Origin of the sequence: Acidovorax sp. Root402 (assembly GCF_001425125.1) — a bacterium.
GTDB lineage: Bacteria > Pseudomonadota > Gammaproteobacteria > Burkholderiales > Burkholderiaceae_C > Acidovorax > Acidovorax delafieldii.
This window is the reverse complement of sequence record NZ_LMDQ01000016.1, coordinates 218,999-242,599: the sequence shown is the minus strand read 5'-3', so window position 1 is coordinate 242,599 and position 23,601 is coordinate 218,999. Positions and strand designations below refer to the sequence as shown.

The following is a 23,601-nucleotide window of genomic DNA, read 5'->3' as shown; positions in this document are numbered from 1 at the left end:
GCGCTGCGGTGCGTCCGAGCAGGCCACTACGTGCCTGTGGGACGGGTTTTGAGTCAAATCGGCTGCAAGCGCTAGTCGAATATGCGCAAGCAGCTATCAATTAAATAGCGTTCGCTATTTGCCCCGTACCAGGGCCATGATCTGGCCCGCGTCCAGCGTCGCTGCCTTCTGTTGAATTTGTGGCAAGTACTGCGTCTGCAGCTGCTTGGCGGGCGTGAGCAGGCCCTGAAAGGTCTCGCGCAGCATGGCCGTGCTCATGACCCGGCCACCGGCGTAATAGCGCTTGGCCACCTGCCCCAGCGCGTAGGTGGTGGCAAACGAAAACGCCATGCCTGTGGCAGCGCCGCCCAGCCCGCCGATGGTGCGGCCCGCCACCTTGCCCAACAGGCCGCCCAGCAGCTTGCGACCAAATTGCTCCAGATACTGCGACGTCATGCCCACGCCGGCAGCGGCGATGAACTCCTTGATGTGGCCCTGGTCCAGCTCCACCCCGTGCGCCTTGCCAATGCCGTAGACCATCTTCACCTGCAGAGGGATGATGGCCATCGACGCCCATGACTGCGGCAGCAGCTCCAGCGCGCCATTGAGCAGCGCATAGTTCAGTATGGATTTGTCCAGCTCTGCGTCTGAGGCACCTGCACCGACTGCTACGGCCAGAGGCGCTGCCGCAGCAGTGGCCACCGGCACCGCCATCGGCACGGCCTTTTCGGCCACGTCCACCAGCGCATCGGCTTGCTGGTCAAACGCTGCCGTCTGCGGGTCGCCCAGCTGCAGGGCCGCCTTGAGGCGGGTCAGAAACTCGCGCTCCGCTGCGGTCTGGCGGCCGTCCACATCGCACACGCACACAGCCATCTCGTAGGCCAGCTGGCGGTGCATGGGCTCGCTCAGACCCTGCACGGCGGCCTGCACGCTGGTGCGCTGCAGCAGTACGTCCTGGTAGATGCGCGGCAGGTCGGCCACGCCCCCGTCGCCCGCGAGCGACTGGGCAATGCGGCGGATCTCTTCGCGTTCGGCATCGTCCTTGTTGCCGTCGGCAAACGCTGCCAGAAGGGCGATGGTGAGGATGGATTTTTGCTGGTCCAGGGTCATGGTCGTCGTGCGGAAAAAAGGGGTGGGAGGGGTTGCACATTGCTTGCAGTGTGTTGTGCGGTGGCTTGTGAACAGGTTCTCAGGTGCAGTCTAGGCAATGCGGTTTCAACGCCACAACGTGTGGGGGATTGATGGCGCGGGCTGTGCGGGGCGCCAGCACTTCGGGTTTTCCCTTGGGTAGTTCGGCGACTGTGCGGAGGGCCATCGCTTGCCTACAGTGCTTGCCATCGCGCCGTCTTGGCGCACATCAACGGAGGATGGACATGGGTGCAGCGATCGTGGGTTGGGCGCATTTGCCGTTTGGACGGCTGGACGGCATGGGCCTGGAAGACCTCATCACCCGCGCGGGCCGCGAGGCCCTGCAGCACGCGGGCATCGACGGCACAGCGGTGGATGGCGTGTGGCTGGGCAACCTCAACGGCGGCTTCACGCCCGATGTGTTTGCCTCGTCGCTGGCCCTGCAGTGCGACGACGCCCTGCGGTGGAAGCCCGCCACACGGCTGGAGAACGCCTGCGCGTCGGGCTCGGCGGCCCTCTATGCCGCGTGTGACGCGATCGAAGCCGGCCGCTCCCGGGTTGCCCTCGTCATCGGCGCTGAAAAGATGACCGCTGTTTCTGGCGCTGAGACCACGCGCATCCTGGGCGACTGCGGCTACTCCGGCGAGGCGGGCAGTCCGCCCGGTGGCTTTCCGGGCATTTTTGCCTCCATCGCGCAGGACTACTTTGCCGCGCATGGCGACCATTCGGCCACCCTGGCACGCATCGCCGCCAAGAACCACGCCAACGGCGCGCTCAACCCCTGGGCCCACATGCGCAAGGACCTGGGCTTTGAGTTCTGCAACACCGTGTCCGACCGCAACCCGATGATTGCCGCGCCCCTGCGCAAGACGGACTGCTCGCTGGTGTCCGACGGTGCCGCAGCCATCATCCTGGCGGCCGATGATGCGGTGGGCGACTTTCCCCGCGCCGTGCGCCTGCGGGCGCGGGTGCAGGTCAACGACTACCTGCCCATGGCGCGCCGCCGCGTGGTGGACTTTGAAGGGCCCCGGCGCGCCTGGCAGCAGGCGCTGCAGCAGGCAGGGTGCGCGGTGCACGACCTGTCGCTGGCCGAGGTGCACGACTGCTTCACCATCGCCGAGCTGCTCACGTACGAGGCCATGGGCCTGGCGCCCGCAGGCCAGGGCCACCGCCTGCTGGAAGACGGCACCGTGCTGCGCAACGGCCGCCTGCCCGTCAACGCCTCGGGCGGGCTCAAGGCCAAGGGCCACCCGATCGGCGCCACGGGCGTGTCGATGCATGTGGTGTCGGCCATGCAGCTCATGGGCGAGGCGGGTGACCTGCAGGTGCCGGGTGCCACCCTGGCGGGCGTGTTCAACATGGGCGGCTCGGCCGTGGCCAACTACGTGAGCATTCTGGAGCGCGCCCGATGAACATCGCCCACCTGCTGCGCCGCAGCGCCTTGCTGCACGCCCACCAGCCCGCGCTGCTGCATGGCGACCAGGTGCTGTGGAGCTACGGCACGCTGGCCGCCCGCGCCGCTGCGCTGGCCGCCCATCTGCGCACACGCTGTGGCGTGGCCCCGGGCGACCGCGTGGCCATCTACGCCGCCAATGCGCCCGAATACCTGGAGGCCCTGCACGCCATCCTGTGGGCGGGGGCCGTTTCGGTGCCGGTCAACTACAAGCTGCATGCCAAAGAACTCGCCTACGTGCTGGCCGACTCTGGCGCGCGTGTGGTGCTGACCTCTGAAGCGCTGGCACCCGCCGTGCGCGAGGCCGGGGCGCCGCAGGACGCGGTGCTGGTCTTTGGCTCCGACGCATACCGCGCCGCAGTCGCCCACACGCCCATGGACGTATGCGACCGCGCGCCGCATGACGTGGCCTCGCTGTTCTACACCTCGGGAACCACCGGCCGACCCAAGGGTGTGATGCAGACCCACCGCAACCTGCTGGCCATGACGGCCTGCTACTTCACCGATGTGGACGACATCCTGCCCGGCGACGCCATGGTCTATGCCGCACCCATGTCGCACGGCGCGGGGCTTTACAACTACGCCCAGGTGCTGCGCGGCGAGCGGCATGTGGTGCCGCTGTCGGGCGGGTTCGAGCCGGCCGAACTGGTGCAGCTCGCGGCCAGCGTGGGCCAGCTCACGCTGTTTGCAGCGCCCACCATGGTGCACCGCCTGGTGGACCATGTGCGTGCCACGGGTGCCGACGTCTCAGGCTTCAAGACCATCGTCTACGGCGGCGGCCCCATGTACGCCGACGACCTGCGCAACGCTCTGGCCGTGATGGGCAACCGCTTTGCACAGATCTACGGCCAGGGCGAAAGCCCCATGACCATCACCGCCCTGTCGCGCGCCCAACTGGCCGACCGCGACCACCCGCGCTGGGCCGAGCGCATGGTGTCGGTGGGCGTGGCGCAGTCGCTGGTGGAAGTGCGTGTGGTCGATGCCATGGGTGAGCCCGTGCCCACCGGCGAGACCGGCGAGGTGGTGGTGCGCGGCGACACCGTGATGCCCGGCTACTGGAACAACCCCACCGCCACGGCGCAGACGTTGCGCGATGGCTGGCTCTACACCGGCGATATGGGCGCGCTGGATGCCGATGGCTTTCTCACGCTCAAGGACCGGTCCAAGGACGTGATCATCTCCGGCGGCAGCAACATCTACCCGCGCGAGGTCGAAGAGGTGCTGCTGCTCCACCCCCAGGTGCGCGAGGTCGCCGTGGTCGGCCAGCGCGATACGGAATGGGGCGAGGTGGTGGTCGCCTTCCTGGTCGCGGGGGAGGGCGGTGCGGTGGCCGATGCCGTGCTGGATGCGCTGTGCCTGGAGCATATTGCGCGGTTCAAGCGGCCGAAGGAATACCGGTGGGTGGAGGCGTTGCCGAAGAACAGCTATGGGAAGGTGTTGAAGACGGAGTTGCGGCGTATGTGAGCAAGTGACGGCTTGCTGGGCCGATTGGCTTTGGCCGATAGCAGTCATAAGATTCACTGCGAAAGCACTTCATGAATCACCCGAATCATTCCAACGAAGAAGGAAGCTCCTCTGACAAGAGCAAGAGCGTCAACCATCATTTCAAGAGGGAGTCGAGGCTGATGATCTGGTTTGCTGTTGGCGTGCCAGTCATCTTGCTGCTTGGAGCCTTTCTGCTAGGTCCTGCGCTCCTCACTTTCATAGGTAGGTAGAGGTATCGACGCGTGGGTTGCACCCGTGGCGAAAAGTGGCGGGCGGGGCTGCGTGCCTCAATACCGCATTCCTGTCGGCATCTAGCCCGGATGTTCGGCGTAGATTGGGTCAAGCAGCTCATGCGACAGCTTGCCGATAGCTATGCCGACAAGGCCTTGAAGGACTCAAGAGCGCGCTCGTCCAGGCGAGTATGAGTTTCCGGTACACCCATCACAATCGCGGTTTTCAAACCCGTCCTACTATTCGCCATCTCTCATCAGTACACCCCTCCCATGACCACCACCCTCAAGATCGATTTCGTCTCCGATGTCTCCTGCCCCTGGTGCATCATCGGCCTCAAGGCGCTGGAGCAGGCGGCGGACCGGCTGCAGGGCGAGGTCGCGTTGGACCTGCACTTTCAGCCGTTCGAGCTGAACCCGCAGATGGGTCCTGCGGGCCAGGACATTGGCGAGCACCTGCAAGAAAAATACGGCGCCACGCCCGAGCAGAGCCAGAAGAACCGCGAGGCCATCGCGGCGCGCGGCGCGGCGCTGGGGTTTACCTTCAGCATGGACAAGCGCAGCCGCATCTACAACACCTTTGATGCGCACCGGCTGCTGCACTGGGCCGAAGAGAAGGGCGTGCAGCCCGCGCTGAAGAAGGCGCTGTTCACGGCGTATTTCACCGACGGGCAGGACCCGAGCAACCACGAGGTGCTGGTGCGCGTGGCGGGGGAGGTAGGGCTTGATGTGGCCGAGGCGCGTGCGCTGCTCGCCTCAGACCGCTACGCCGACGAGGTGCGCGAGCGCGAGCAGTTCTATCTGCAAAACGGCATCCATTCGGTGCCCGCGATCATCGTCAACGAGCGCCACCTGATCCAGGGTGGGCAGCCGGTGGAGGTGTTTGAGCAGGCGCTGCGGCAGATTGCCGCTCAGGGCTAGATGCTATTTATTTGATAGCTGCTCAGGTATATTGCACTAGCGCTACTGGCATCTACGATCAAAAAAGGGGCCTGGAGCCCCTTTTTTGATGTCTGAGCGATGCCCCGGCCACACCGGGCTACCGTCACTTGCGCAGCGGGATGGCGGTGGCGCGGTCCACGGGAACGGCGGTCACGCTGTTCTGGGGGGAGCCGTCGATGAGCTTTTCAGAGTAGGTCAGGTACACCAGCGTGTTGCGGGCCGGGTCCACCATGCGCACGATGCGCAGGCGCTTGAACAGAATGGACATGCGTTCGCTGAACACTTCCTCCTGTTTCTTCAGTGGCTCGGGAATGCTGATGGGGCCGACCTGGCGGCAGGCAATGGAGGCCTCGGCGCGGTCTTCGGCCAGGCCCAGCGTGCCCTTGACACCACCGATGCGTGCCCGCGAGACGTAGCAGGTGACGCCCCGTACGCCCGGGTCGTCATAGGCCTCGACGATGATGTCGTGGTCGCGGCCGATCCACTGGAACGCGGTGTCCACGGTGCCGATCTTTTCGCCCGATGCGGCCTGCACTGTGCCGCCCGCGAGGGCGGCAAGCGCCACAACGGCGGCAGTTGCCAACGTGCGCGCAGCGGTCATGCCGCGGTCTCGCCTTCGGTGCAGCGCTGGGCCAGGTGGGCCAGCGCTTCTTCGACCTGGTCCACCAGCACCAGGCACAGGTCGCCGGGTTGCAGGCGTTCCAGGGCGGTGTCAATGGCGATGAACTCGCCACGGATCTCTTCCACATGCGTGGTGCGCGGCGCGCCAGCCAGGCCTTCGCGCAGCAGGGCCATCACTTCGCCGTCGGCGCGGCCGCGCTGGGCAGCGTCCTGGTACAGGATCACGTCGTCAAACGCGGCGCCCAGGATCACGGTCTGCTCGCGGATGTCTTCGTCGCGCCGGTCGCCCGCACCGCTGATGACCACGCTGCGGCGCTTGCCGGGCAGGGCGTCCACGGCCTGCACCAGGGCGCGCATGGCGTCGGGGTTGTGGCCGTAGTCGGCGATCACCGTCGCACCCCGGTAGTCCATGATGTTGAAGCGGCCGGGGGCGTTGTCGCTGTCGTTCACAAAGCCCGACAGGCCGCGGCGGATGGTCTGCCAGGGCATGCCCACGCCCCAGGCGGCAGCCACGGAGGCCATGACGTTCTCGACCTGGAAGCCGATCTTGCCGTTGCGCGTGATGGGCACGTCGCGCAGGTGGATGGTTTCGCGCCACGAGCCTTCGGAGGCGACGATGGAGTCACCATCCACGTAGACGGTGCGGTGTCCCTGGGCGCGGTGCGTGACCATCACGGGGTGGTGGCGGTCGCTCGCAAAGTAGATCACCTTGCCGGGGCAGGCCGAAGCCATGGCCGCCACGATGGGGTCAGCGGCGTTGAGCACCGCGTAGCCCGTGGGGGCCACGTTCTGCACGATCACGCGCTTGAGCACGGCCAGGTCTTCCACCGTGGTGATGTAGTTCAGGCCCAGGTGGTCGCCCGCGCCAATGTTGGTGACCACGGCCACCTGGCAGCGGTCAAAGCCCAGGCCTTCGCGCAAGATGCCGCCACGGGCGGTCTCGAACACGGCGGCGTCCACCTCGGGGTGCAGCAGCACGTTGCGGGCGCTCTTGGGGCCGCTGCAGTCGCCGCTGTCGATCTGGCGACCGTTCACGTACACGCCGTCGGTGTTGGTCATGCCCACGCGCAGGCCCTGGGCCGTGAACAGGTGCGCAATCAGGCGGGCGGTGGTGGTCTTGCCGTTGGTGCCGGTCACGGCCACGGTAGGGATGCGGCCGTCGTCGCCATGGGCAAACAGTTTGTCCACCATGGCCTGGCCCACGTTGCGGGGCTTGCCGTAGCTGGGGGCCAGATGCATGCGCAGGCCGGGGGCGGCGTTCACTTCCACAAAGCCGCCACCTTGTTCTTCAAGGGGGCGCAGCACGGTCTCGGCCACCATGTCCACACCGCAGATATGCAGGCCCACCATCTGGGCGGCGGCCACGGCGCGGGCCGCAACCTCGGGGTGCACGTCGTCAGTCACATCGGTGGCGGTACCGCCGGTGGACAGGTTGGCGTTGTTGCGCAAGATGACGCGCTGGCCTTTCTCGGGCACCGAGTCGGGCGTCAGGCCCTGCATGGCCAGGCGGGCCACGGCGATGTCATCGAGGCGGATCTTGGTCAGCGAGGTGGCATGGCCTTCGCCACGGCGGGGGTCCTGGTTGACCACGTCCACCAGCTGGCGCACGGTGTGCTCGCCATCGCCCAGCACCTGGGGCGGCTCGCGGCGGGCGGCGGCCACCAGCTGGTCGCCCACCACCAGCAGGCGGAAATCGTGGCCGGGCAAGAAGCGCTCGACCATCACGGTGCCGTAGTCGGCGGCGTTCTTGTAGGCCTCTTCAAGCTGTGCGCGGTCGGTGATGTTGACGGTGACGCCCTTGCCCTGGTTGCCGTCTTGCGGCTTGACCACCACGGGCAGGCCGACCTTGAGGGCGACCTCCCAGGCTTCGTCCACAGTCTCCACCGGCTTGCCCAGCGGGACAGGCACGCCAGCGGCGTGCAGCAGGCGCTTGGTCAGGTCCTTGTCCTGGCCGATGGATTCGGCCACGGCGCTGGTTGAATCGACTTCGGCTGCCTGAATGCGGCGCTGCTTGGAACCCCAGCCAAACTGCACCAGGCTGCCGCGCGTGAGGCGGCGGTAGGGGATGCCCCGGGCTACGGCGGCCTCGACGATGGAGCCCGTGCTGGGGCCCAGGCGCTCGTCTTCGTCCAGCTCGCGCAGGTCGGCGACGGCCTTTTCGGCATCGAAGGTGCCGTTGCCCAGCGCGGCCTGGATGAGTTGCTGTGCGTCTTCAAACGCCTTGCGGCCCACGGCTTCTTCGCTGTATTCGACAACCACTTGGTACACACCGACATCACTGGTGGCCGTGGTGCGCGCAAAGGTCACGGGGCAGCCGGCCTGCGCCTGCAGCGCCAGTGCTGCGGTCTGCAGCACGTGGGCCAGCGACACATCGCCGCCACCGGTTTCCGGGTGCAGTGCGCCGATGGCGGGGAACAGGGCTCGCAGGCGGGCTTCGAATCCGGCCATCTGGCCCACGGCGCGCTCGTTCTCGGCGCAGGTCACCACGGCCTCGATGGCCATGTGGCGGCTCCAGAGGTTGGGGCCGCGCAGGGCCCGGGTGCGGGTTACATCCATGGAAGTCTCTTTCAGTGGTCCATCAGAGCGCTGGGGCCCTGTTCAGGTCGTGGGATGTGGGGTCAAACAACAAACAAAGGCAAATGCACGAGAGGCCATCACGACCGCAGGGCGGCGGTGGGGACCAGTTCGGGCTCGAAGGTCTTGATGCCTGCGCCGATCAGGTCGGGGGCAATGTCCAGCGCCCAGGCCGTGCCGATGGCGGCCAGCAGGGCGTCGGTGTCTGGCACCACGGCATTGCGGCCAAAAGTCAGATCAGACAGGGTGCCCAGCACATGCTCGGCGCTGCCCGTGGCCAGCACCACGCGGCCGTTCTTCACGAAGACGGCGCGGCCGTTGTCCTTGGCGCGGTGTTCGGCGATGACGGGCAGCGTGCCGTCCTGCGCATACAGCACCACGTCGCCGTCGGACAGGGGGGCCAGGTCGGCCACCTGGGCGATGGCGGCATTGAGCACCGCAGCGCCTTCGGCCAGCACCACGTCCACCTGGGTGCGCATCACCTTGGTCATCTGGTCCTGTTCGTGCACATCGAATTCGGCCAGCGTTTCCACGCCGTCCATGTCGGTCACCACGCCCACCTGGCAGCGGTCATACGCCAGGCCGTCTCGCAGGATGGTGCGGGCGTCGCTTTCGATCACGGCGGCCTGCACCATCTTGTTCATCAGCAGGCGGTGGGCGGCTTCCCAGTGGGCGCAGTCGGTGGCCTCCACGCAGCGACGATCCAGAAACAGCCCTTCGCGGCAGGCCAGGCCGGTGTGGTGCCCGCTCAGGTGCAGCAGCCAGGCCACCACGCGCGAGATGGTCGATGTGCTGCGTGTGCCGGCCACGCCCACCAGTGGAATGCGACCGGCCTGACCTTCGTCATCGGCGTCGGAGGGGAACAGGTGCTCGGCAATTGCCTGGCCCACAGGGCGCGGCGCACCCACGGCGGGTTTCAGGTGCATGAGCAGGCCGGGGCCTGCGTTGACTTCGACAATCGCGCCGCCCTGAGTGTGCAGGGGCTTGGAAATATCGCGGGCCACCATGTCGATGCCTGCGATGTCCAGGCCCACCACCTTGGCGGCAAGCTGGGCGATGTACGCCACTTCAGGGTGCACGTCGTCCGTGCAGTCCACGGCCACGTTGCCATTGCGCTGCACCACCACTTGGCGGCCAGCGGCGGGCACCGAGTCGGCTTCAAGATCCTGGCGCTTGAGTTCCAGTTGCACCTTGGTGTCGGTGGCCAGGTCGATGATTTCGAGCGGGTACTCTTCTTCGTAACCCCGGCGCGGGTCGGAGTTGAGCTGGGTGTCGATGAGTTCCTTGACGGTGGAGCGGCCGTTGCCGGTGATGGTGACCAGCTCGCCGCGTGCTGCGGCAACCACCTTGCCGCCCACCACCAGCAGGCGGTGCTCGTCGCCAGGGATGAAGCGCTCCACCATCACGTCGCTGCCCTCGGGGTAGGCCACGTGGTAGGCCGCTTCGATGTCTTCCTGCTTGCGCAGGTCCAGCGTCACGCCCCGGCCGTGGTTGCCGTCGGAGGGCTTGACCACCACGGGCAGGCCGATGTCTTGCGCGGCCTCCCAGGCTTCCTCGGGGCTGTTGACGACCTGGCCTTCGGGGATGGGCACGCCGCAGGACTTGAGCAGGCCCTTGGTCAGATCCTTGTCGCTGGCAATGCCTTCAGCAATCGCGCTGGTGTACTCGGTCTCAGCGGTCCAGATGCGGCGCTGGCGGGCGCCATAGCCCAGTTGCACCAGGTTGCCGTCATTCAGGCGGATGTGGGGAATGCCCCGGTCGGTGGCGGCGGTGACGATGCAGGCGGTGCTGGGGCCGAGGTACTGGTCGTCCACCTCGGTGCGCACGCGCGCCACGGCGGCCTGCACATCAAAAGGCTGGTCGTTGATGGCCGCCATGATCAGTGCATGGCCCTGGGCCAGTGCCACGCGGGCCACGCTTTCGTCGCGGGCGCGGAACACCATGCGGTACACGCCGCGCTGGCTGGTGCTGCGCGTCTGGCCGAAGCCGGTGGGCATGCCTGCCAGATTGAGCAGCTCGATCACGATGTGCTCCAGCACATGGCCGCACCAGGTGCCTTCCTGCAGGCGCTGCAGGAAGCCGCCGCGCTCGCCCACGCCGCAGTGGTGCTCGATCAGCGCTGGCAGCCAGGCCGTGAGGCGGTCATTGAAGCCGGGGATGGTGTTGGAGGGGTAGTCCTCCAGCTCGCCCAGGTCCAGCCAGACTTCCAGGACCGGCCGGTAGGTCCAGATATTGGGGCCCCGCAGGTAGTTGATGCGAAGCAGTTGGATGTCGTTGAGTTTCGCCATGGATTGCAGCGGTTGTGGTTCCGGCCTTGGTAAGGGCTGTGCGGTAGGGGGACGAAAGGGAATTTTGTGGACGATGATTGTGCGCCAGTCCAGGGCCTGTGCGCAGTGTCAGCCAAAAGGCCGCCACAGACGTTACAGGAGGATGCCGTCGCACCGTGGCGTGCAGTATCGGTGAGAATTCTTGCTTTCGCGAGAGCGGCCACCGCAGGCAGCCGGTGGCGGAAAACCCAACCAAAAATGCAACATCACCATTCTGTGGACGCCTCGGGTGTCTTTTCTGGCCCTGTGGGGGCCGATTTGCGGGTCATGCTCGCTTCCAAAGAGAACGTGTTGGCGGCTTTGCCGGTTGACCTGAGCGCCACACTGCGCTTTGCGGCGGGGTGGGTGGTGGTGACCTCCGAACGGCTGCTGGCCTGCGACCCTGGTACCACGACCTGGCGCAGCTGGCCCCTGGGTGAAGGGCTGACGCTCAAGCTGCATGACCATGGCGGAGTGGGCTCGCTCGAGCTGCACAACCCCCAGGAGCGCCTGGCCCAGTGGCGCTTTACCCTGGCGCACCATGCGCAGGCGCTGCGCCTGGTGCAGCGTTTTGAGCAGCAAAGCGCCCGGGGCGACAGCGGTGCCGAGGACGAAGCCGACGAGCCCGCTTGCCCCACCTGCCATACGCCGCTGCCGCCCGACACCGAAGAGTGCCCGGCTTGCGCCCGTGCCCAGCCACCCCAGACCTCCACCTGGGTGCTGCTGCGCCTGTGGCGTTTTGCGCGGCCCTATCGCAAACAGCTGGCGGCCGGTTTTGCCCTGACGCTGGCGTCCACCGCAGCGACCCTGGTGCCGCCCTACCTCACCATCCCGCTGATGGATGACATCCTGATTCCGTTCCAGAACGGCAAACAGATCGAACCTGGCCTGGTGCTGCTGTACCTGAGCGGCCTGCTGCTGTCGGCGCTGGCCGCCTGGGGCCTGAGCTGGGCGCGCACCTACATCCTGGCGCTGGTGTCCGAGCGCATCGGCGCCGACCTGCGCACCACCACGTACGAGCACCTGCTGCGCCTGTCGCTCGACTACTTTGGGGGCAAGCGCACCGGCGACCTGATGGCGCGCATCGGGTCGGAGACCGACCGCATCAACGTGTTCCTGTCGCTGCACGCGCTCGACTTCATCACCGATGTACTGATGATCGTGATGACGGCGGCGATCCTGTTCTCCATCAACCCGTGGCTCGCGTTGGTCACGCTGGTGCCGCTGCCCTTCATTGGCTGGATGATCCATACCGTGCGCGACCGCCTGCGCACCGGGTTTGAAAAGATCGACCGTGTGTGGTCCGAGGTGACCAATGTGCTGGCCGACACCATCCCCGGCATCCGCGTGGTCAAGGCCTTCGCCCAGGAAAAGCGCGAGGCCCAGCGCTTTCGCGATGCCAACCAGCACAACCTGGAGGTGAACGACAAGCTCAACAAGACCTGGAGCCTGTTCACCCCCACGGTGTCGCTGCTGACCGAAATCGGGCTGCTGGTGGTCTGGGCGTTTGGTATCTGGCTGGTGTCGCGCAACCAGATCACGGTGGGTGTGCTCACCGCCTTCATCGCCTACATCGGGCGGTTTTACGGGCGGCTGGATTCGATGAGCCGCATCGTTTCGGTCACCCAGAAGGCCGCCGCAGGCGCCAAGCGCATCTTCGACATCCTGGACCACGTGAGCAACGTGCCCGACCCTGCCCAACCCGTCAAGGTGGACAAGGTGCAAGGCGCCATCAGCATGCAGGGCGTGGGCTTCCGTTACGGCAGCCGCGCGGTCATCAAGGGGCTGGATCTGGACATCCGCCCCGGCGAGATGATCGGTCTGGTGGGCCACAGTGGCTCGGGCAAGAGCACGCTGGTCAACCTGATCAGCCGTTTTTACGACGTGAGCGACGGGTCCATCCAGGTCGATGGCATCGACATCCGACGCTTTGCGGTGGCCGACTACCGCCGCCACATCGGCCTGGTGCTGCAGGAGCCTTTCCTGTTCTTTGGCACCATCGCGGAGAACATCGCCTACGGCAAGCCCGAAGCGACGCGCGAGGAAATCGTGGCCGCCGCCCGCGCTGCCCATGCGCATGAATTCATCCTGCGCCTGCCGCACGGCTACGACTCGCTGGTGGGCGAGCGCGGCCAGGGCCTGTCGGGCGGCGAGCGTCAGCGCATCAGCATTGCGCGCGCTCTGCTGATCGATCCGCGCATCCTGATCCTGGACGAGGCCACCTCGGCGGTGGACACCGAGACCGAAAAGGAAATCCAGAAGGCGCTCGATAACCTAGTGCAAGGCCGTACGACGATCGCCATTGCCCACCGCCTGTCCACCCTGCGCAAAGCCGACCGCCTGGTGGTCATGGACCGCGGCGAGGTGGTGGAAGTGGGCCCGCACGATGAATTGATGGAAAAGCAGGGCGCCTACTGGCGGCTGTACGAAGCCCAGGCCCGCCGCGCCGAAGAAGACGCGCAGGCGGCGGGCGTGATCATCGACAGCAGCCTGCTGCACCCGGCCCACCCCGCCGGCAACCCCTGAGACGCTGTGAGCGACCCTGCCATGAATGCTTCCCTGACCCCATCGTCGTCCACCCTCGCTTTCCAGCTCACGCGCAACCCGCACGGCCGCCTCGTCCTGACCCTGGCCGATGACACGGCCCATGAGGGCGTGACTCCCGTGCGTGCTTTTCCCATCGCCGCGCCGGGCGAGGGGCTGTCCCTGGTGGGCGCCGACGGTCATGAGCTGCTGTGGGTTCCCCGGCTGGAGGCCGTGACGGGCGCCGCCCGGCAGCTCATTGATGAAGAGCTGGAGGTGCGCGAGTTTGTGCCCACTATCCAGAAAATCCTCGCTGTTTCTAGTTTCTCGACCCCTAGCACCTGGGATGTGGAGACCGACCGGGGGCCTGCCCGCCTGGTGCTCAAGGCCGAAGAAGACATCCGCCGCCTGGGCGGGCGCACCCGGCTGCTGATTGCCGGGGGCGACGGCTTGCAGTTCCGTGTGAAGGACACCACGGCGCTGGACAAGCATTCGCGCCGCTTGCTCGAACGCTTTCTTTGACCTTGTAAGGCGGAGTCGAGCCGGCTCCGTCCTGGGCTCGGACCTTGTCCTGCCAGTCGTAGGGGCCTGTCTGCGCTCCTCTGCAAGACCGTCAACATGCTCTGTCGGGAATGTGGGGCCGGCGGAGCCCGCCTCTTGCGCATTCCTTGCGCACGGCCCGAGCCGCCTACTTCTCTGCCTGTTCCCCTGCAGCGGGTGATGACCTGCGGGCGCCCCGCCTTCTGACGGCGTGGTGCTGTTGCGACATTCGGCGTGCGCCCAGCGCGCTCTTCGGCCGATTCGGCCCATTCGGGGCACTGTTTGGCACCTTCATGGTCCTTGCCTGACGCCGAACCGTCCCAAAAAGCTGGCTTTTTACTAGGGAAAACCCTAAATTTCGTTCAATCGGTGAAAAAGACCTAAATTCACCCTTCTTTTTGCCGTAATGAATGTACGAAGAGGCCGAAAGACCCTCTGTACCTTTTGTTCAACTACGGGCCAATGTCATGCAAATGCCACCTGTCGATCGATCGCCGTCCTGGCGTCCTCAGGGCGCTGATTTGTATTCCACTGGCGCCTCGGGTGCGCCTCCGGTGCGTCCCATCAACGCTCCCAACCCTGTCGAGTCCATGGACCGGATGGGTGAGGGGGCGATCGTGCGCGAGCCGGACAAACCCTCGGCGCCCGATGCGCCCAACCGGGACTGGACGGCGGTAAAAAAGAAAGACACTGTCGAAGAGCCGCCGGAGCCTCCCAAAGAGCCGATCTACAAACAACTGCTGGAGTTCATCCAGTCGATGTGGCGCGCCAGCGGCAGCGCGGTAGAGGTAGCGCAGGACGTCAACAAGATGACCTTGCAGGAGCGACTGGCCCAGCAGGCCAAGAACGAGCCGCTGACCTACACCGACCCCAAGGTCAAGCGCACCGGTGGCGTCTGAGCAGCTGGCGCTGCCGGGCTGCCTGCCCTGAAGGCGGCCCATTGCGTGCTTTGGCGAGCCCGGTGCAGTGCAGCGAAGCCACTGCGCAGCAGCAAACTGTGACGTACAGGCGCTGCATGCGGTGGGTGCACGGTGCCGTGCGCACGGAAGCTGTGGGTACTGTCTCGATGCGTCAGGTATTTTTTTGCTATCAAATAGATAGCTTGTAGCGCATATTGCACTAGCGCTCCAAGTCGATTGGACTGATTTTTTGGGCTTTGCCGCTTGGCAAAGTGCAATCAGCGTTCCTCACGGACGGGTTTCTGGCGCAGGGGGCGGCGCAGCCGGTGCCGCCGACGTCGCAGCCGCTTGTGCCGCTGCTCGCTGGCGATCACGCTCGGCGCGGTACTTGGCGGCGAAGGCACGGACTTCGGCATATGACACAAAGCCATCGCCATCCGTGTCGGCCTCGTCAAAGGCCGCCGCCAGGCGCGGGAACAGCTTCACCTCAGAGCGGCTGAGCTTGCCGTCCCCGTTGAAGTCCAGCATCTTGAATTCACGTTGGGCCTTCAGCTCGCCGGGGCTTACTGCCGCTGCGGGCTCTGTGGCGGCGTGTGTCTCCGCTGGAGGGGCCGGTGCTGGTGGGGGCGTTTGTGCCAGTGCTGCACAGGCTGCCAACAGGGCCACCGTCGCCAGTACCGGCCTTTGCAACCCCATGAACGCTAGGGATGTGCGAATGCGCAAAGTGTTCTCCTTCGAAGTCTCAACGGCCATGGTGGCACATGGGGGGCGAGGGCGGTGGTTTGCAACCGGGGCTTTGCAGGCTTTCACCGGGCGTTGCAAGTCTTTGCAGAACTTTTCCCAACGGCTGGGTGCAGGGTGGCACAGCGCGCCAGCCTGCAGCCGAGGCTCCTGCGGGTCAGTTCCCTGCGGCCCGCACCGGATTCGAGATACCACTGTTCACATGGCCCGCAGGCACATGGCGCGCTGCCGATGTGACGTGACCAGTCTGGTCGTCAAAGAAGAAATCGGGTTCGAACTCGCGCAGAAATTCGCCCTTGGGCAGGCCGCCCAGGAACATGGCTTCGTCCACTGCAATTTTCCAGTCCATCAGGGTGCGGATGGCGCGCTCGTGCGCGGGGGCGCTGCGGGCGGTGACGAGCGCGGTGCGGATGCGCATGCCGGTGCCACCGGCCTCGCCCGCAGACTGCAGGCGGTGCAAGGCGGCCAGCAGGGGTTTGAACGGGCCGTCGGGCAGGGGCTGTGCGGCCTTGTCGGTCTCGTGCTGCTGGAAGGCGGCCAGCCCCTCCGCCTGGTACACGCGCTCGGCCTCATCGGAGAACAACACGGCGTCGCCGTCAAAGGCAATCCGCACCTCGTTGGGGTTGGAGTCGCCCGCCTGCACCGACTCCGTCACCACCCGCGCGGCGGGGTAGCCCAGGTGCAAGGCCTCGCGCACGTCCGCCTCGTTGGCGGACAGGAAAAGGTGCGCACCCAGTGGCCGCAGATAGCGAAACGGGTCGCGCCCTTGCGTGAACACACCGCGCTGGATGGTGGGCAGCCCATGGGCATGGCACGAGCGAAACACGCGCATGCCGCTCACCGGGTCATTGCGCGACAGCAGCACCACCTCCACGCGCTGGTGCTCGGAGGTATTGAACGCGAGCAGCTTGCGCACCAGTGAAAACGCCACGCCCGGCGCAGCAGGTACGTCGAGCCGCTGGCGCTGCATGTCCACGTAGGCGCGGTCGTTGTCCTTTTCGAAGACGCGGTTCTCTTCCTCAAAATTGAACAGCGCGCGCGAGGAGATGGCGACTACCAGCTTGTCGTCGAGCGTCACGGCCATAAGGTCACTTTACAAACTGGTTGAGCTGGATGATCGGCAGCAGCACGGCCAGCACGATCAGCATCACGATTAGGCCCATGCCCACGATGAGCAGCGGCTCCAGGATCGTAGCCAGGGCCATGGCGCGGCGCTGGACCTCTGCCGAGAGCTGGCGGGCCGCGCGCTGCAGCATCACGGGCAGTTGTCCGGTCTGTTCGCCCAGGCGTGCAAACATCGACAGCAGGCCCGGAAAGCGTTTCTTTTGGGCCAGGGCCGAGGCCAGCGGGGCACCCTCGCGCACCAGAACCAGGGCGTCGAGCGCGTCGGCCCGCAGCGCGCGGTTGTTCAGCGTTTCAGCAGCCGCCTGCAAGGCCTTCAGGATCGGCACCCCGGCGCCTGCCAGCATGGCCAGCGTGCCGGCAAACCGTGCTGCGTTGTAGCCGCGCGCCAGTTTGCCCACCAGGGGCAGATTGAGCCAGGCGGCATCAAATTTCTCGCGAATATGGCCGATGGTGAGCGCCCATCTTGTCCCAATCGCTATCAAAATAAAAGCAATCAACATCACCCAGCCATAGCTGCGCACAAAGGCGCTGAGGCCCAGCATGGCCACTGTCAGGAACGGCAACGCCCGCTTGGTGCCTGCAAACACGCTGGCCACCTGCGGCACCACATAGCCCACCAGGAACAACACGATCACGATGGCCACCAGGGTCACGATGGCCGGGTACAGCGCAGCGCCCACCAGCTTGGCCTTGAGCGCCTGGCGCTCTTCCAGGTCGTCGGCCAGGCGCTCCAGCACCAGGCCCAGGTTGCCGCTGTGCTCGCCCGCACCGATGACGGCGCAGTAGATGTCAGAGAACTCGCGCGGGTGCTGCGAAAGTGCGCGGGCAAAGGTGGCGCCCGCATTGACCTCGGCGCGCAGGGCGGCGACCAGGTGGCGCTGGCGTTCATCGTCGGCTTCTTCGGACAGCGCTGTGAGTGCACGTTCCAGAGGCAGGCCGGACGACACCAGCCCGGCGATCTGCCGTGTCCAGATGGCCAGCCCCGTCGCGCTGAACACCGGCCGGGTGAACAGGCGCTGGCCCAGGCTGGCGGACCGGCCGTCCAGCGACTGGCCCGTCTGCACCAGCTCCACCGCCAGCGGTACCAGCGCCTGGGCCCGCAGCAGGCTGCGTGCGGCCTTGGCGGTGTCAGCCTCCAGGAGGCCTTTGCGGGTCTGGCCCTGGGCGTCCAGGGCTTCAAAGGAAAAAGCAGGCATGCAAATGCGGGCGTGGGTGGTGGGGCGTCAGCGTGGAAATCAGGCAGTCCTGCAACGGACGGATGTCCGCCGCAGGCTCGGCAGCCCCTGATGGTAGCCGCTACCCAAGGCCCAATGCCTCCACCCTGCTTCCATGCCCGGGGCATGACACAGGTCAAGGCGCTGACGCATGGCACGCGCAGAATGAAAGTTGATCTGTGGCATCAGGTTGCAGGCGTTTGGAACGAACAAGGGGTCTTTCATGCTGAAGAACAAGGTGGCATTGGTAACGGGCGCATCGTCGGGCATCGGTCGCGCCATTGCGCTGGTGTGGGCGCGTGAAGGTGCCAAGGTGGTGGTGTCGGATGTGAATGTGCAGGCGGGCGAGGAAACCGCCGCGCTGGTGCGCGCAGCCGGGGGCGATGCGATCTTTGTGGCGGCCGACGTGGGCAAGCCCGAGGACTGCGAGGCGCTGGTGCAGCGCACCGTCGCCCACTACGGCCGCCTGGACGTGGCCTGTAATAACGCGGGCATCGGCGGCCCGCAGGCGCCTACGGCCGACTACCCGCTGGACGGCTGGGCGCAGGTCATCAACATCAACCTGTCGGGCGTGTTCTACGGCATGAAGTACCAGATCGCCGCGATGCTGAAGAACGGTGGCGGCGCCATCATCAACATGGCGTCTATCCTGGGTTCGGTGGGCTTTGCCACGGCGCCCGCCTATACGGCGGCCAAGCACGGCGTGGTGGGGCTGACCAAGGCTGCGGCCATCGAATACAGCGCGCACGGCGTGCGCGTCAATGCCGTGGGCCCTGCTTTCATCCACACGCCCATGATCAGCGGGTTGGAGCAGGACGCCGGCATCAACGCCATGCTGGTTGGCGCCCACCCCATCGGCCGCCTGGGGCAGCCCGAGGAGGTGGCCGAGCTGGTGACCTGGCTCGCGTCCAGCAAGGCGTCGTTTGTGACCGGGGCGTACTACCCCGTGGATGGCGGCTACCTGGCGCGCTGAAGAATGAGAGCGGCGCCCAGGCGCCCCCCGGCTGCCCAGGTGCTCAGGCCGCGACGGCGGCCTGGCCCAGCGTAGCGTGGGCCTTGGCGGCAATGTCCAGCGAGCGCAAACGCAGCGCAGGGTCGTACACATCGCTCACCAGCATCAGCTCGTCGGCGCCTGTGGCTTCGCTCAGGCTGGCCAGCCCTGCACGCACCGTGTCCGGCCCGCCAATCACGGCCGCAGCCAAAAAGTCGCCAATTGCTGCACGCTCTTGGGGTTGCAGGCGCGCAGCATAGTTCTCGATGGGCGGCAGCAGGCGGCGGCGGTCGCCCGTCAAGATGCCGAGCACGCGCTGGTAGGTGCTGCTGGCCAGGAAGTCGGCCTCTTCGTCCGTCGGGGCAGCGATCAGCGGCACGCCAATGGCCACATAGGGCTCGGGCCAGGCGGCAGACGGCCGGTACAGATTGCGGTACAGGTCAATGGCCTGGTGCAGCAGGCGCGGCGCAAAGTGCGAGGCGAACGCATACGGCAAACCGCGCTCGGCTGCCAGCTGGGCCGAAAACAGGCTGGAGCCCAGCAACCAGATCGGCACATTGGTGCCCGCACCTGGCATGGCAATCAGGCGCTGGCCGGGCTCGGCAGGGGCCAGCAGGCGCTGCAACTCGGCCACGTCGCGCGGAAAGTCTTCTTCGGTTTCCACCCGGTTGCGGCGCAGTGCTCGCATGGTGGTGGGGTCGGTGCCCGGCGCGCGGCCCAGGCCCAAGTCAATGCGGCCGGGGTACAACTCGGCCAGCGTGCCAAAGGCCTCGGCCACCACCAGCGGGGCATGGTTGGGCAGCATCACGCCGCCCGACCCGACGCGGATGCGCGAGGTGCCACCGGCAATGTGGCCCACCAGCACGGCGGTGGCGGAGCTGGCAATGCCCGCCATGTTGTGGTGCTCGGCCAGCCAGTAGCGGGCAAAGCCCAGTTTTTCGGCATGCTGGGCGGTGCGCAGCGCAATCTGCAGCGCATCGGCCACGGTGCCGCCTTCGCGGACGGCCACCAGATCAAGCATGGAAAGGGCAGGGCGGCGGGGAGTGGAAGTCATGCACGCATTGTCCGGCTGCCGTTGCTTTTGTGCAGGCGGTGGGCGCAGAGCTGGCAGTGGCAGCAGGGTTGCCCACGCACATTTTTACGAAGGGGCCATTTTTTGGTAGCCAAAACGGCGGAGGCGCCACAGAATGTTTCAAGACATTTCCGCGCCGGCTGCCATTTCGCGCTGCGCGGGCCAGTCGCGCAAAAGGGATGACGCATGGGTTTTTTCAGCCGCTTGTTCAAGATCCGGGAGCAGGACCCCACCAGCCCCGAGACCACCTGGGCCATGGAAGACAACGGCAGTGAACTGGTGCTGGATGCCGAGTACGCGGCCACGCTGATGACCGAGATCGACATCGACGCCGCCATTGCCAGCCACGAGCGCTGGCGCCTGCAGCTGCAAGACATGGTCAACGGGCGCTCCGACGAAGTCATGCGGCCCGAACGCATCTGCCAGGACGACCGCTGTGACCTGGGCCGATGGCTCTACGGCACGGGCCGGGTGCGCCTGGGGCATTACCCCGCGTTCGACATGCTGGTGGCGCGGCACAAATACTTTCACCAGCAGGCGGCCGACGTGGTGACAGCTTTCCAGTCGGGCGACCAGCCCAAGGCAGCGCAGCTGCTCAACGGCAGCTGCCGCCACGCATCCAACCAGGTGCTGCTGCTGCTCAAGGAGCTCAAGCGCGGGCTGGGGCGCTGAGCCGCACCACCCCGGGTGGGGGCATTCTTTTTGCCAAGCCGTTCGGCCTTCTGAAGCCGCAATCCTCTGCCGCTGCGCGCGTCGCGCAGCGCGAAGGTGGAGGTGTCGCTAGCGATGCCTTTTTTAGAGCGGACGTGAACGACGCCTTGGCGCACTGACCGCGCCGAGCATCGGCACACAGCTCTTACATCTGCAGACAGGACCCGCCCCCGAAATCGGGGGGGGCGTCGCTATATTTCGGCGCACTTGAGAACCTTTGCTTGCACAAGGTTGCTCAATAAACATCCATACCTAAAGCAACGATAAAGAAGAGAGAGGGAATTCGATGGACCGCCGCCAACTACTGACGCTTGTGACCCTGGCATCCGGCGTGAGTGCCGTATCGCCCGTCTGGGCACAGTTTGACCTGGGCAAGATGCTCGACGCGGGCAAGGACCTGGCCAAATCCGAGTCGCTGACCGACGACGAGGTCAAGGCTGCCTTTGACCAGATGGCCGCTGAAAGCGACCGCCAAAACCGCATTGCTCCCGCTGGCAACCCTTACGCCACGCGCCTGAACAAACTCACGGCGGGCTTGGGCACGTATGACGGCCTGAAGATGAACTTCAAGGTCTACCTCACCCCCGACATCAATGCCTTTGCCATGGCCAACGGCACCATCCGTGTGTACTCGGGCCTGATGGACAAGTTCACCGATGACGAAGTGCGCTACGTCATCGGCCACGAAATCGGCCACGTCAAAAAGGGCCACAGCAAGGCCCGCATCCAGGCGGCCCTGCGCACCAGCGCCCTGCGCAATGCTGTTTCGTCCAGCAACAGCCGCGCCGGCGCCATCGCCGACTCGCAACTGGGCGATCTGTTTGAAAAAGTGGTGCGCGCCCAGCACTCCCAAAGCAACGAACGCGAGGCCGACGATTACGCGATGGGCTTCATGAAAGCCAAGCGCTACCAGCCTGGCGCCTGCGTGAGCGCACTGGAAAAGCTGGCCGCGATGTCGGGCGGTGATTCGAGCAACTTTCTGTCCACCCACCCCTCGCCGAAGGAGCGGGCGGAGCGGATGAAGACGCAGTTGGCGTGAAAGCCTTGAACATCCAGCGAGCGCATAGGAGACGCCGATGATCACGGATACCGTTGGCCAAGGCGGCCGCAATTCCTTGAACGACACCATGATCGTTCAGCGGTTGCTGAACGAGATTGACATGCCGGGTGTTCAGCAACTGGTGGCAGATGGTTCGCCCGGGGCGCGGACCATTTTCAAGATTCAGGCCTTTCAACGCAGCATAGGCATAACGCGTCCGGATGGGTTGATTCGGCCTGGCAGCAAAACAATGACCGAGCTCATGTGCCGGGCTGACGCCGAAAACACGGTGCAATCGAAGCTTGCCTTGACCAACCCCGCGCCCTCCAGCGCTGATTTGGGGGCTCCTTGGATCGCGACGGCCGAACGCGAACTGGGTCAGAAAGAAGTGGCAGGTGCCAGCGCCAATCCGCGCATCATGGAGTATCACAAGGCCGCCAAATACTGGGCCAAGGATGATTCTGGCAAGAAGGACGCTTGGTGTGGATCGTTCGTGGCTTGGGTCATGTCCCAGCACGGCTACTTGCCTCCTCCAAACGCGTTCAGAGCCAAGGAGTGGTCTAACTTCGGCGTGGAACTCAAGAGTCCCGTTTATGGGGCCATCTGTATCAAAAGCAGGTCTGGCGGAGGGCACGTGGCGTTTGCAGTCGGCCAGAGCCGTGATGGCAAACACTACTTCATGCTCGGAGGCAACCAGGGTAACGAAGTCAATATCAGTCGATATCCCGCGAGCGTCTGGGATGCATTCACCTTTCCCTCCGGATCGGCGCAGGGCAAATCTTTGCCAGTTTTTCAGGGGACATCGTCTGAAGCGGGGAGTGAGTCATGAGTTTGCGCGCTAGCGTGGTGGTAGCCACATTTATCGCGGGTTCCTGGTTCAACACCGACGGTGCCTTTGCGGTGACGATGTCAGCCGCAGGAGAAACGAACTCTGCCGAAGCCATGGCGTCTGCCGAAAGGGAGTTTCTGGCAAAAGCGATTGCGCAGACGCCCTACTCGGCCCTTGTTGTTCACACCCGCGTGGACATAGCTCCACTGCACAATAAAAGTGCGCACCACGAGGCAGCTGACGTAGTGACCGAGGAGCGTCACATCTATCACGCTCGCGTGTTGGAGACCTTTCGAGGCAAACCCGCTTCAACCATCCGTTATGAGATGGTGGTGGAGCGCGGAGAAGGGGCGGAGATTGATACCAAACCGCAGATTCTGACGCTCTGCTCAGGTCCGCGTGGCCTCTACTGGCCTGGGACCGGGGCCAGCTTTGATGCAGTTCAGTCGTCGATCCTTTTGGCCAGGCGCGTAGCGCGCGAGACGTCATCCCTATCGCCTCGAGGCTACTCACAGTGCAACTGATCCAAGTGCGTCTGTCAGGTGCAGTATGGGCGATGCTCCAAACCTAGGTACTTCGACTTTGGCAATGGCGGGATTTCAGTAACTTCGCCCATCCTTGTACATCGCATGCTGCCGCCGGTTCAGCGTGGCGGCTTCACCCAGGCGGCCCATGGCGGAACCGGCGTGTGCATGGGTGATGGCCATGCCCAGGCCGTCGGCTGCGTCCGTGCCCGGCAGGCCTGGCAGCTGCAACAGCCGCCGCACCATTTCCTGCACCTGGCTTTTGGCGGCGCGGCCGTGGCCGACCACGGCTTTTTTCATCTGCAGCGCGGTGTATTCGGCAACGGGCAGATTGCTGGCCACCAGGGCGGTGATGGCGGCGCCCCGCGCCTGTCCCAGCAGCAGCGTGGACTGGGGATTGACGTTGACGAACACGATCTCGACCGAGGCCACATCGGGCTGGTAGCGGGCTGCGACCTCGGTGATGCCGTCGAACAAGATCTTCAGGCGCCCGGGCAAGTCGCCCAGCGCGAGGGTGGTGGTGCGGATCGTGCCGCTGGCCACGTAGCTGAGCTTGTGGCCGTCCATGTCCACCACGCCGAAGCCGGTGGTCTGCAGGCCGGGGTCAATACCAAGGATGCGCATTTGCTCTCTTTTTTATAGCTATTGGGGCAATGGGAACTAGCGCTATCGGCC

20 protein-coding genes are annotated in these 23,601 nt (G+C 65.5%); 11 read left to right on the top strand and 9 right to left on the bottom strand.

Features of this window, described 5'->3' with window-relative positions; translation table 11 throughout:
• Nucleotides 1-114: 114 nt before the first annotated feature.
• Nucleotides 115-1,089, bottom strand: a complete 975-nt coding sequence (locus ASC83_RS19380) for a YcjF family protein (protein WP_056066450.1) — start codon at nucleotides 1,087-1,089, stop codon at nucleotides 115-117.
• A 263-nt stretch (nucleotides 1,090-1,352) separates the two neighbouring features.
• Between ASC83_RS19380 and ASC83_RS19375 the strand changes: the two genes are divergently transcribed.
• From ASC83_RS19375 to ASC83_RS19365, 3 genes are all read left to right on the top strand, one after another.
• Nucleotides 1,353-2,519 carry an acetyl-CoA acetyltransferase gene (locus ASC83_RS19375; protein WP_056066590.1) on the top strand — a complete coding sequence of 389 codons (1,167 nt, stop codon included), beginning with the start codon at nucleotides 1,353-1,355 and terminating at the stop codon, nucleotides 2,517-2,519.
• A complete protein-coding gene (locus ASC83_RS19370; protein WP_056066445.1) occupies nucleotides 2,516-4,024 on the top strand; it encodes an AMP-binding protein in 1,509 nt (502 codons plus the stop codon). Before ASC83_RS19375 ends, ASC83_RS19370 begins: the two co-directional genes overlap by 4 nt.
• 524 nt (nucleotides 4,025-4,548) lie before the next feature.
• Nucleotides 4,549-5,196, top strand: a complete 648-nt coding sequence (locus tag ASC83_RS19365) for a DsbA family oxidoreductase (RefSeq protein WP_056066442.1) — start codon at nucleotides 4,549-4,551, stop codon at nucleotides 5,194-5,196.
• A 124-nt stretch (nucleotides 5,197-5,320) separates the two neighbouring features.
• Here ASC83_RS19365 and ASC83_RS19360 read toward each other — a convergent pair whose 3' ends face one another.
• The 3 genes from ASC83_RS19360 to cphA (ASC83_RS19350) form a co-directional block, all read right to left on the bottom strand.
• A complete protein-coding gene (locus ASC83_RS19360; protein ID WP_056066440.1) occupies nucleotides 5,321-5,818 on the bottom strand; it encodes a CreA family protein in 498 nt (165 codons plus the stop codon).
• Nucleotides 5,815-8,394, bottom strand: a complete 2,580-nt coding sequence (cphA, locus tag ASC83_RS19355; RefSeq protein WP_056066437.1) for a cyanophycin synthetase — start codon at nucleotides 8,392-8,394, stop codon at nucleotides 5,815-5,817. Before cphA (ASC83_RS19355) ends, ASC83_RS19360 begins: the two co-directional genes overlap by 4 nt.
• Before the next feature lie 98 nt (nucleotides 8,395-8,492).
• Nucleotides 8,493-10,700, bottom strand: coding sequence for a cyanophycin synthetase (gene cphA / locus ASC83_RS19350; protein ID WP_056066434.1), 2,208 nt, complete (start codon nucleotides 10,698-10,700; stop codon nucleotides 8,493-8,495).
• A gap of 237 nt (nucleotides 10,701-10,937) precedes the next feature.
• Here cphA (ASC83_RS19350) and ASC83_RS19345 point away from each other — a divergent pair, with 237 nt between their 5' ends.
• The 3 genes from ASC83_RS19345 to ASC83_RS19335 all read left to right on the top strand — a co-directional run bounded on the left by ASC83_RS19345 (nucleotide 10,938) and on the right by ASC83_RS19335 (nucleotide 14,680).
• Nucleotides 10,938-13,244: an ABC transporter ATP-binding protein gene (locus tag ASC83_RS19345; RefSeq protein ID WP_056066430.1), complete on the top strand. Its 2,307-nt coding sequence runs from the start codon at nucleotides 10,938-10,940 to the stop codon at nucleotides 13,242-13,244.
• 21 nt (nucleotides 13,245-13,265) lie between these two features.
• Nucleotides 13,266-13,763: a DUF1854 domain-containing protein gene (locus ASC83_RS19340; protein ID WP_056066426.1), complete on the top strand. Its 498-nt coding sequence runs from the start codon at nucleotides 13,266-13,268 to the stop codon at nucleotides 13,761-13,763.
• Between the two features lie 485 nt (nucleotides 13,764-14,248).
• Entirely contained in the window at nucleotides 14,249-14,680 is a 432-nt protein-coding gene (locus tag ASC83_RS19335; RefSeq protein ID WP_056066424.1) for a hypothetical protein, read from the top strand.
• Between the two features lie 288 nt (nucleotides 14,681-14,968).
• Here ASC83_RS19335 and ASC83_RS19330 read toward each other — a convergent pair whose 3' ends face one another.
• The 3 genes from ASC83_RS19330 to gspF all read right to left on the bottom strand — a co-directional run bounded on the left by ASC83_RS19330 (nucleotide 14,969) and on the right by gspF (nucleotide 17,742).
• The gene (locus ASC83_RS19330; RefSeq protein ID WP_056066421.1) at nucleotides 14,969-15,376 is read right to left on the bottom strand and encodes an EF-hand domain-containing protein; all 408 of its coding nucleotides are present in this window, start codon (nucleotides 15,374-15,376) and stop codon (nucleotides 14,969-14,971) included.
• A 202-nt stretch (nucleotides 15,377-15,578) separates the two neighbouring features.
• Nucleotides 15,579-16,505, bottom strand: coding sequence for a 5'-nucleotidase (locus ASC83_RS19325; protein ID WP_056066418.1), 927 nt, complete (start codon nucleotides 16,503-16,505; stop codon nucleotides 15,579-15,581).
• A 4-nt stretch (nucleotides 16,506-16,509) separates the two neighbouring features.
• On the bottom strand, nucleotides 16,510-17,742 hold the full coding sequence (gene gspF / locus ASC83_RS19320) for a type II secretion system inner membrane protein GspF (RefSeq protein WP_056066415.1): 1,233 nt from the start codon (nucleotides 17,740-17,742) through the stop codon (nucleotides 16,510-16,512).
• Between the two features lie 241 nt (nucleotides 17,743-17,983).
• On the opposite strand from gspF, the gene ASC83_RS19315 reads away from it, so the two are divergent.
• Entirely contained in the window at nucleotides 17,984-18,733 is a 750-nt protein-coding gene (locus tag ASC83_RS19315) for an SDR family NAD(P)-dependent oxidoreductase (protein WP_056066587.1), read from the top strand.
• A gap of 43 nt (nucleotides 18,734-18,776) precedes the next feature.
• Here ASC83_RS19315 and ASC83_RS19310 read toward each other — a convergent pair whose 3' ends face one another.
• On the bottom strand, nucleotides 18,777-19,805 hold the full coding sequence (locus tag ASC83_RS19310) for an LLM class flavin-dependent oxidoreductase (protein ID WP_056066413.1): 1,029 nt from the start codon (nucleotides 19,803-19,805) through the stop codon (nucleotides 18,777-18,779).
• Nucleotides 19,806-20,009: 204 nt separating this feature from the next.
• Between ASC83_RS19310 and ASC83_RS19305 the strand changes: the two genes are divergently transcribed.
• From ASC83_RS19305 to ASC83_RS19290, 4 genes are all read left to right on the top strand, one after another.
• Nucleotides 20,010-20,495 (top strand): CZB domain-containing protein, encoded by a 486-nt coding sequence (locus ASC83_RS19305; protein ID WP_015015652.1) that lies wholly within the window; start codon nucleotides 20,010-20,012, stop codon nucleotides 20,493-20,495.
• A gap of 325 nt (nucleotides 20,496-20,820) precedes the next feature.
• Nucleotides 20,821-21,573: a M48 family metallopeptidase gene (locus ASC83_RS19300; RefSeq protein ID WP_056066410.1), complete on the top strand. Its 753-nt coding sequence runs from the start codon at nucleotides 20,821-20,823 to the stop codon at nucleotides 21,571-21,573.
• Nucleotides 21,574-21,610: 37 nt separating this feature from the next.
• Nucleotides 21,611-22,402: a TIGR02594 family protein gene (locus tag ASC83_RS19295; protein ID WP_056066407.1), complete on the top strand. Its 792-nt coding sequence runs from the start codon at nucleotides 21,611-21,613 to the stop codon at nucleotides 22,400-22,402.
• The gene (locus ASC83_RS19290; protein WP_056066404.1) at nucleotides 22,399-22,926 is read left to right on the top strand and encodes a hypothetical protein; all 528 of its coding nucleotides are present in this window, start codon (nucleotides 22,399-22,401) and stop codon (nucleotides 22,924-22,926) included. Before ASC83_RS19295 ends, ASC83_RS19290 begins: the two co-directional genes overlap by 4 nt.
• Nucleotides 22,927-23,001: 75 nt before the next feature.
• Here ASC83_RS19290 and ruvC read toward each other — a convergent pair whose 3' ends face one another.
• A complete protein-coding gene (gene ruvC / locus ASC83_RS19285) occupies nucleotides 23,002-23,550 on the bottom strand; it encodes a crossover junction endodeoxyribonuclease RuvC (protein ID WP_056066401.1) in 549 nt (182 codons plus the stop codon).
• Between the last annotated feature and the right edge of the window lie 51 nt (nucleotides 23,551-23,601).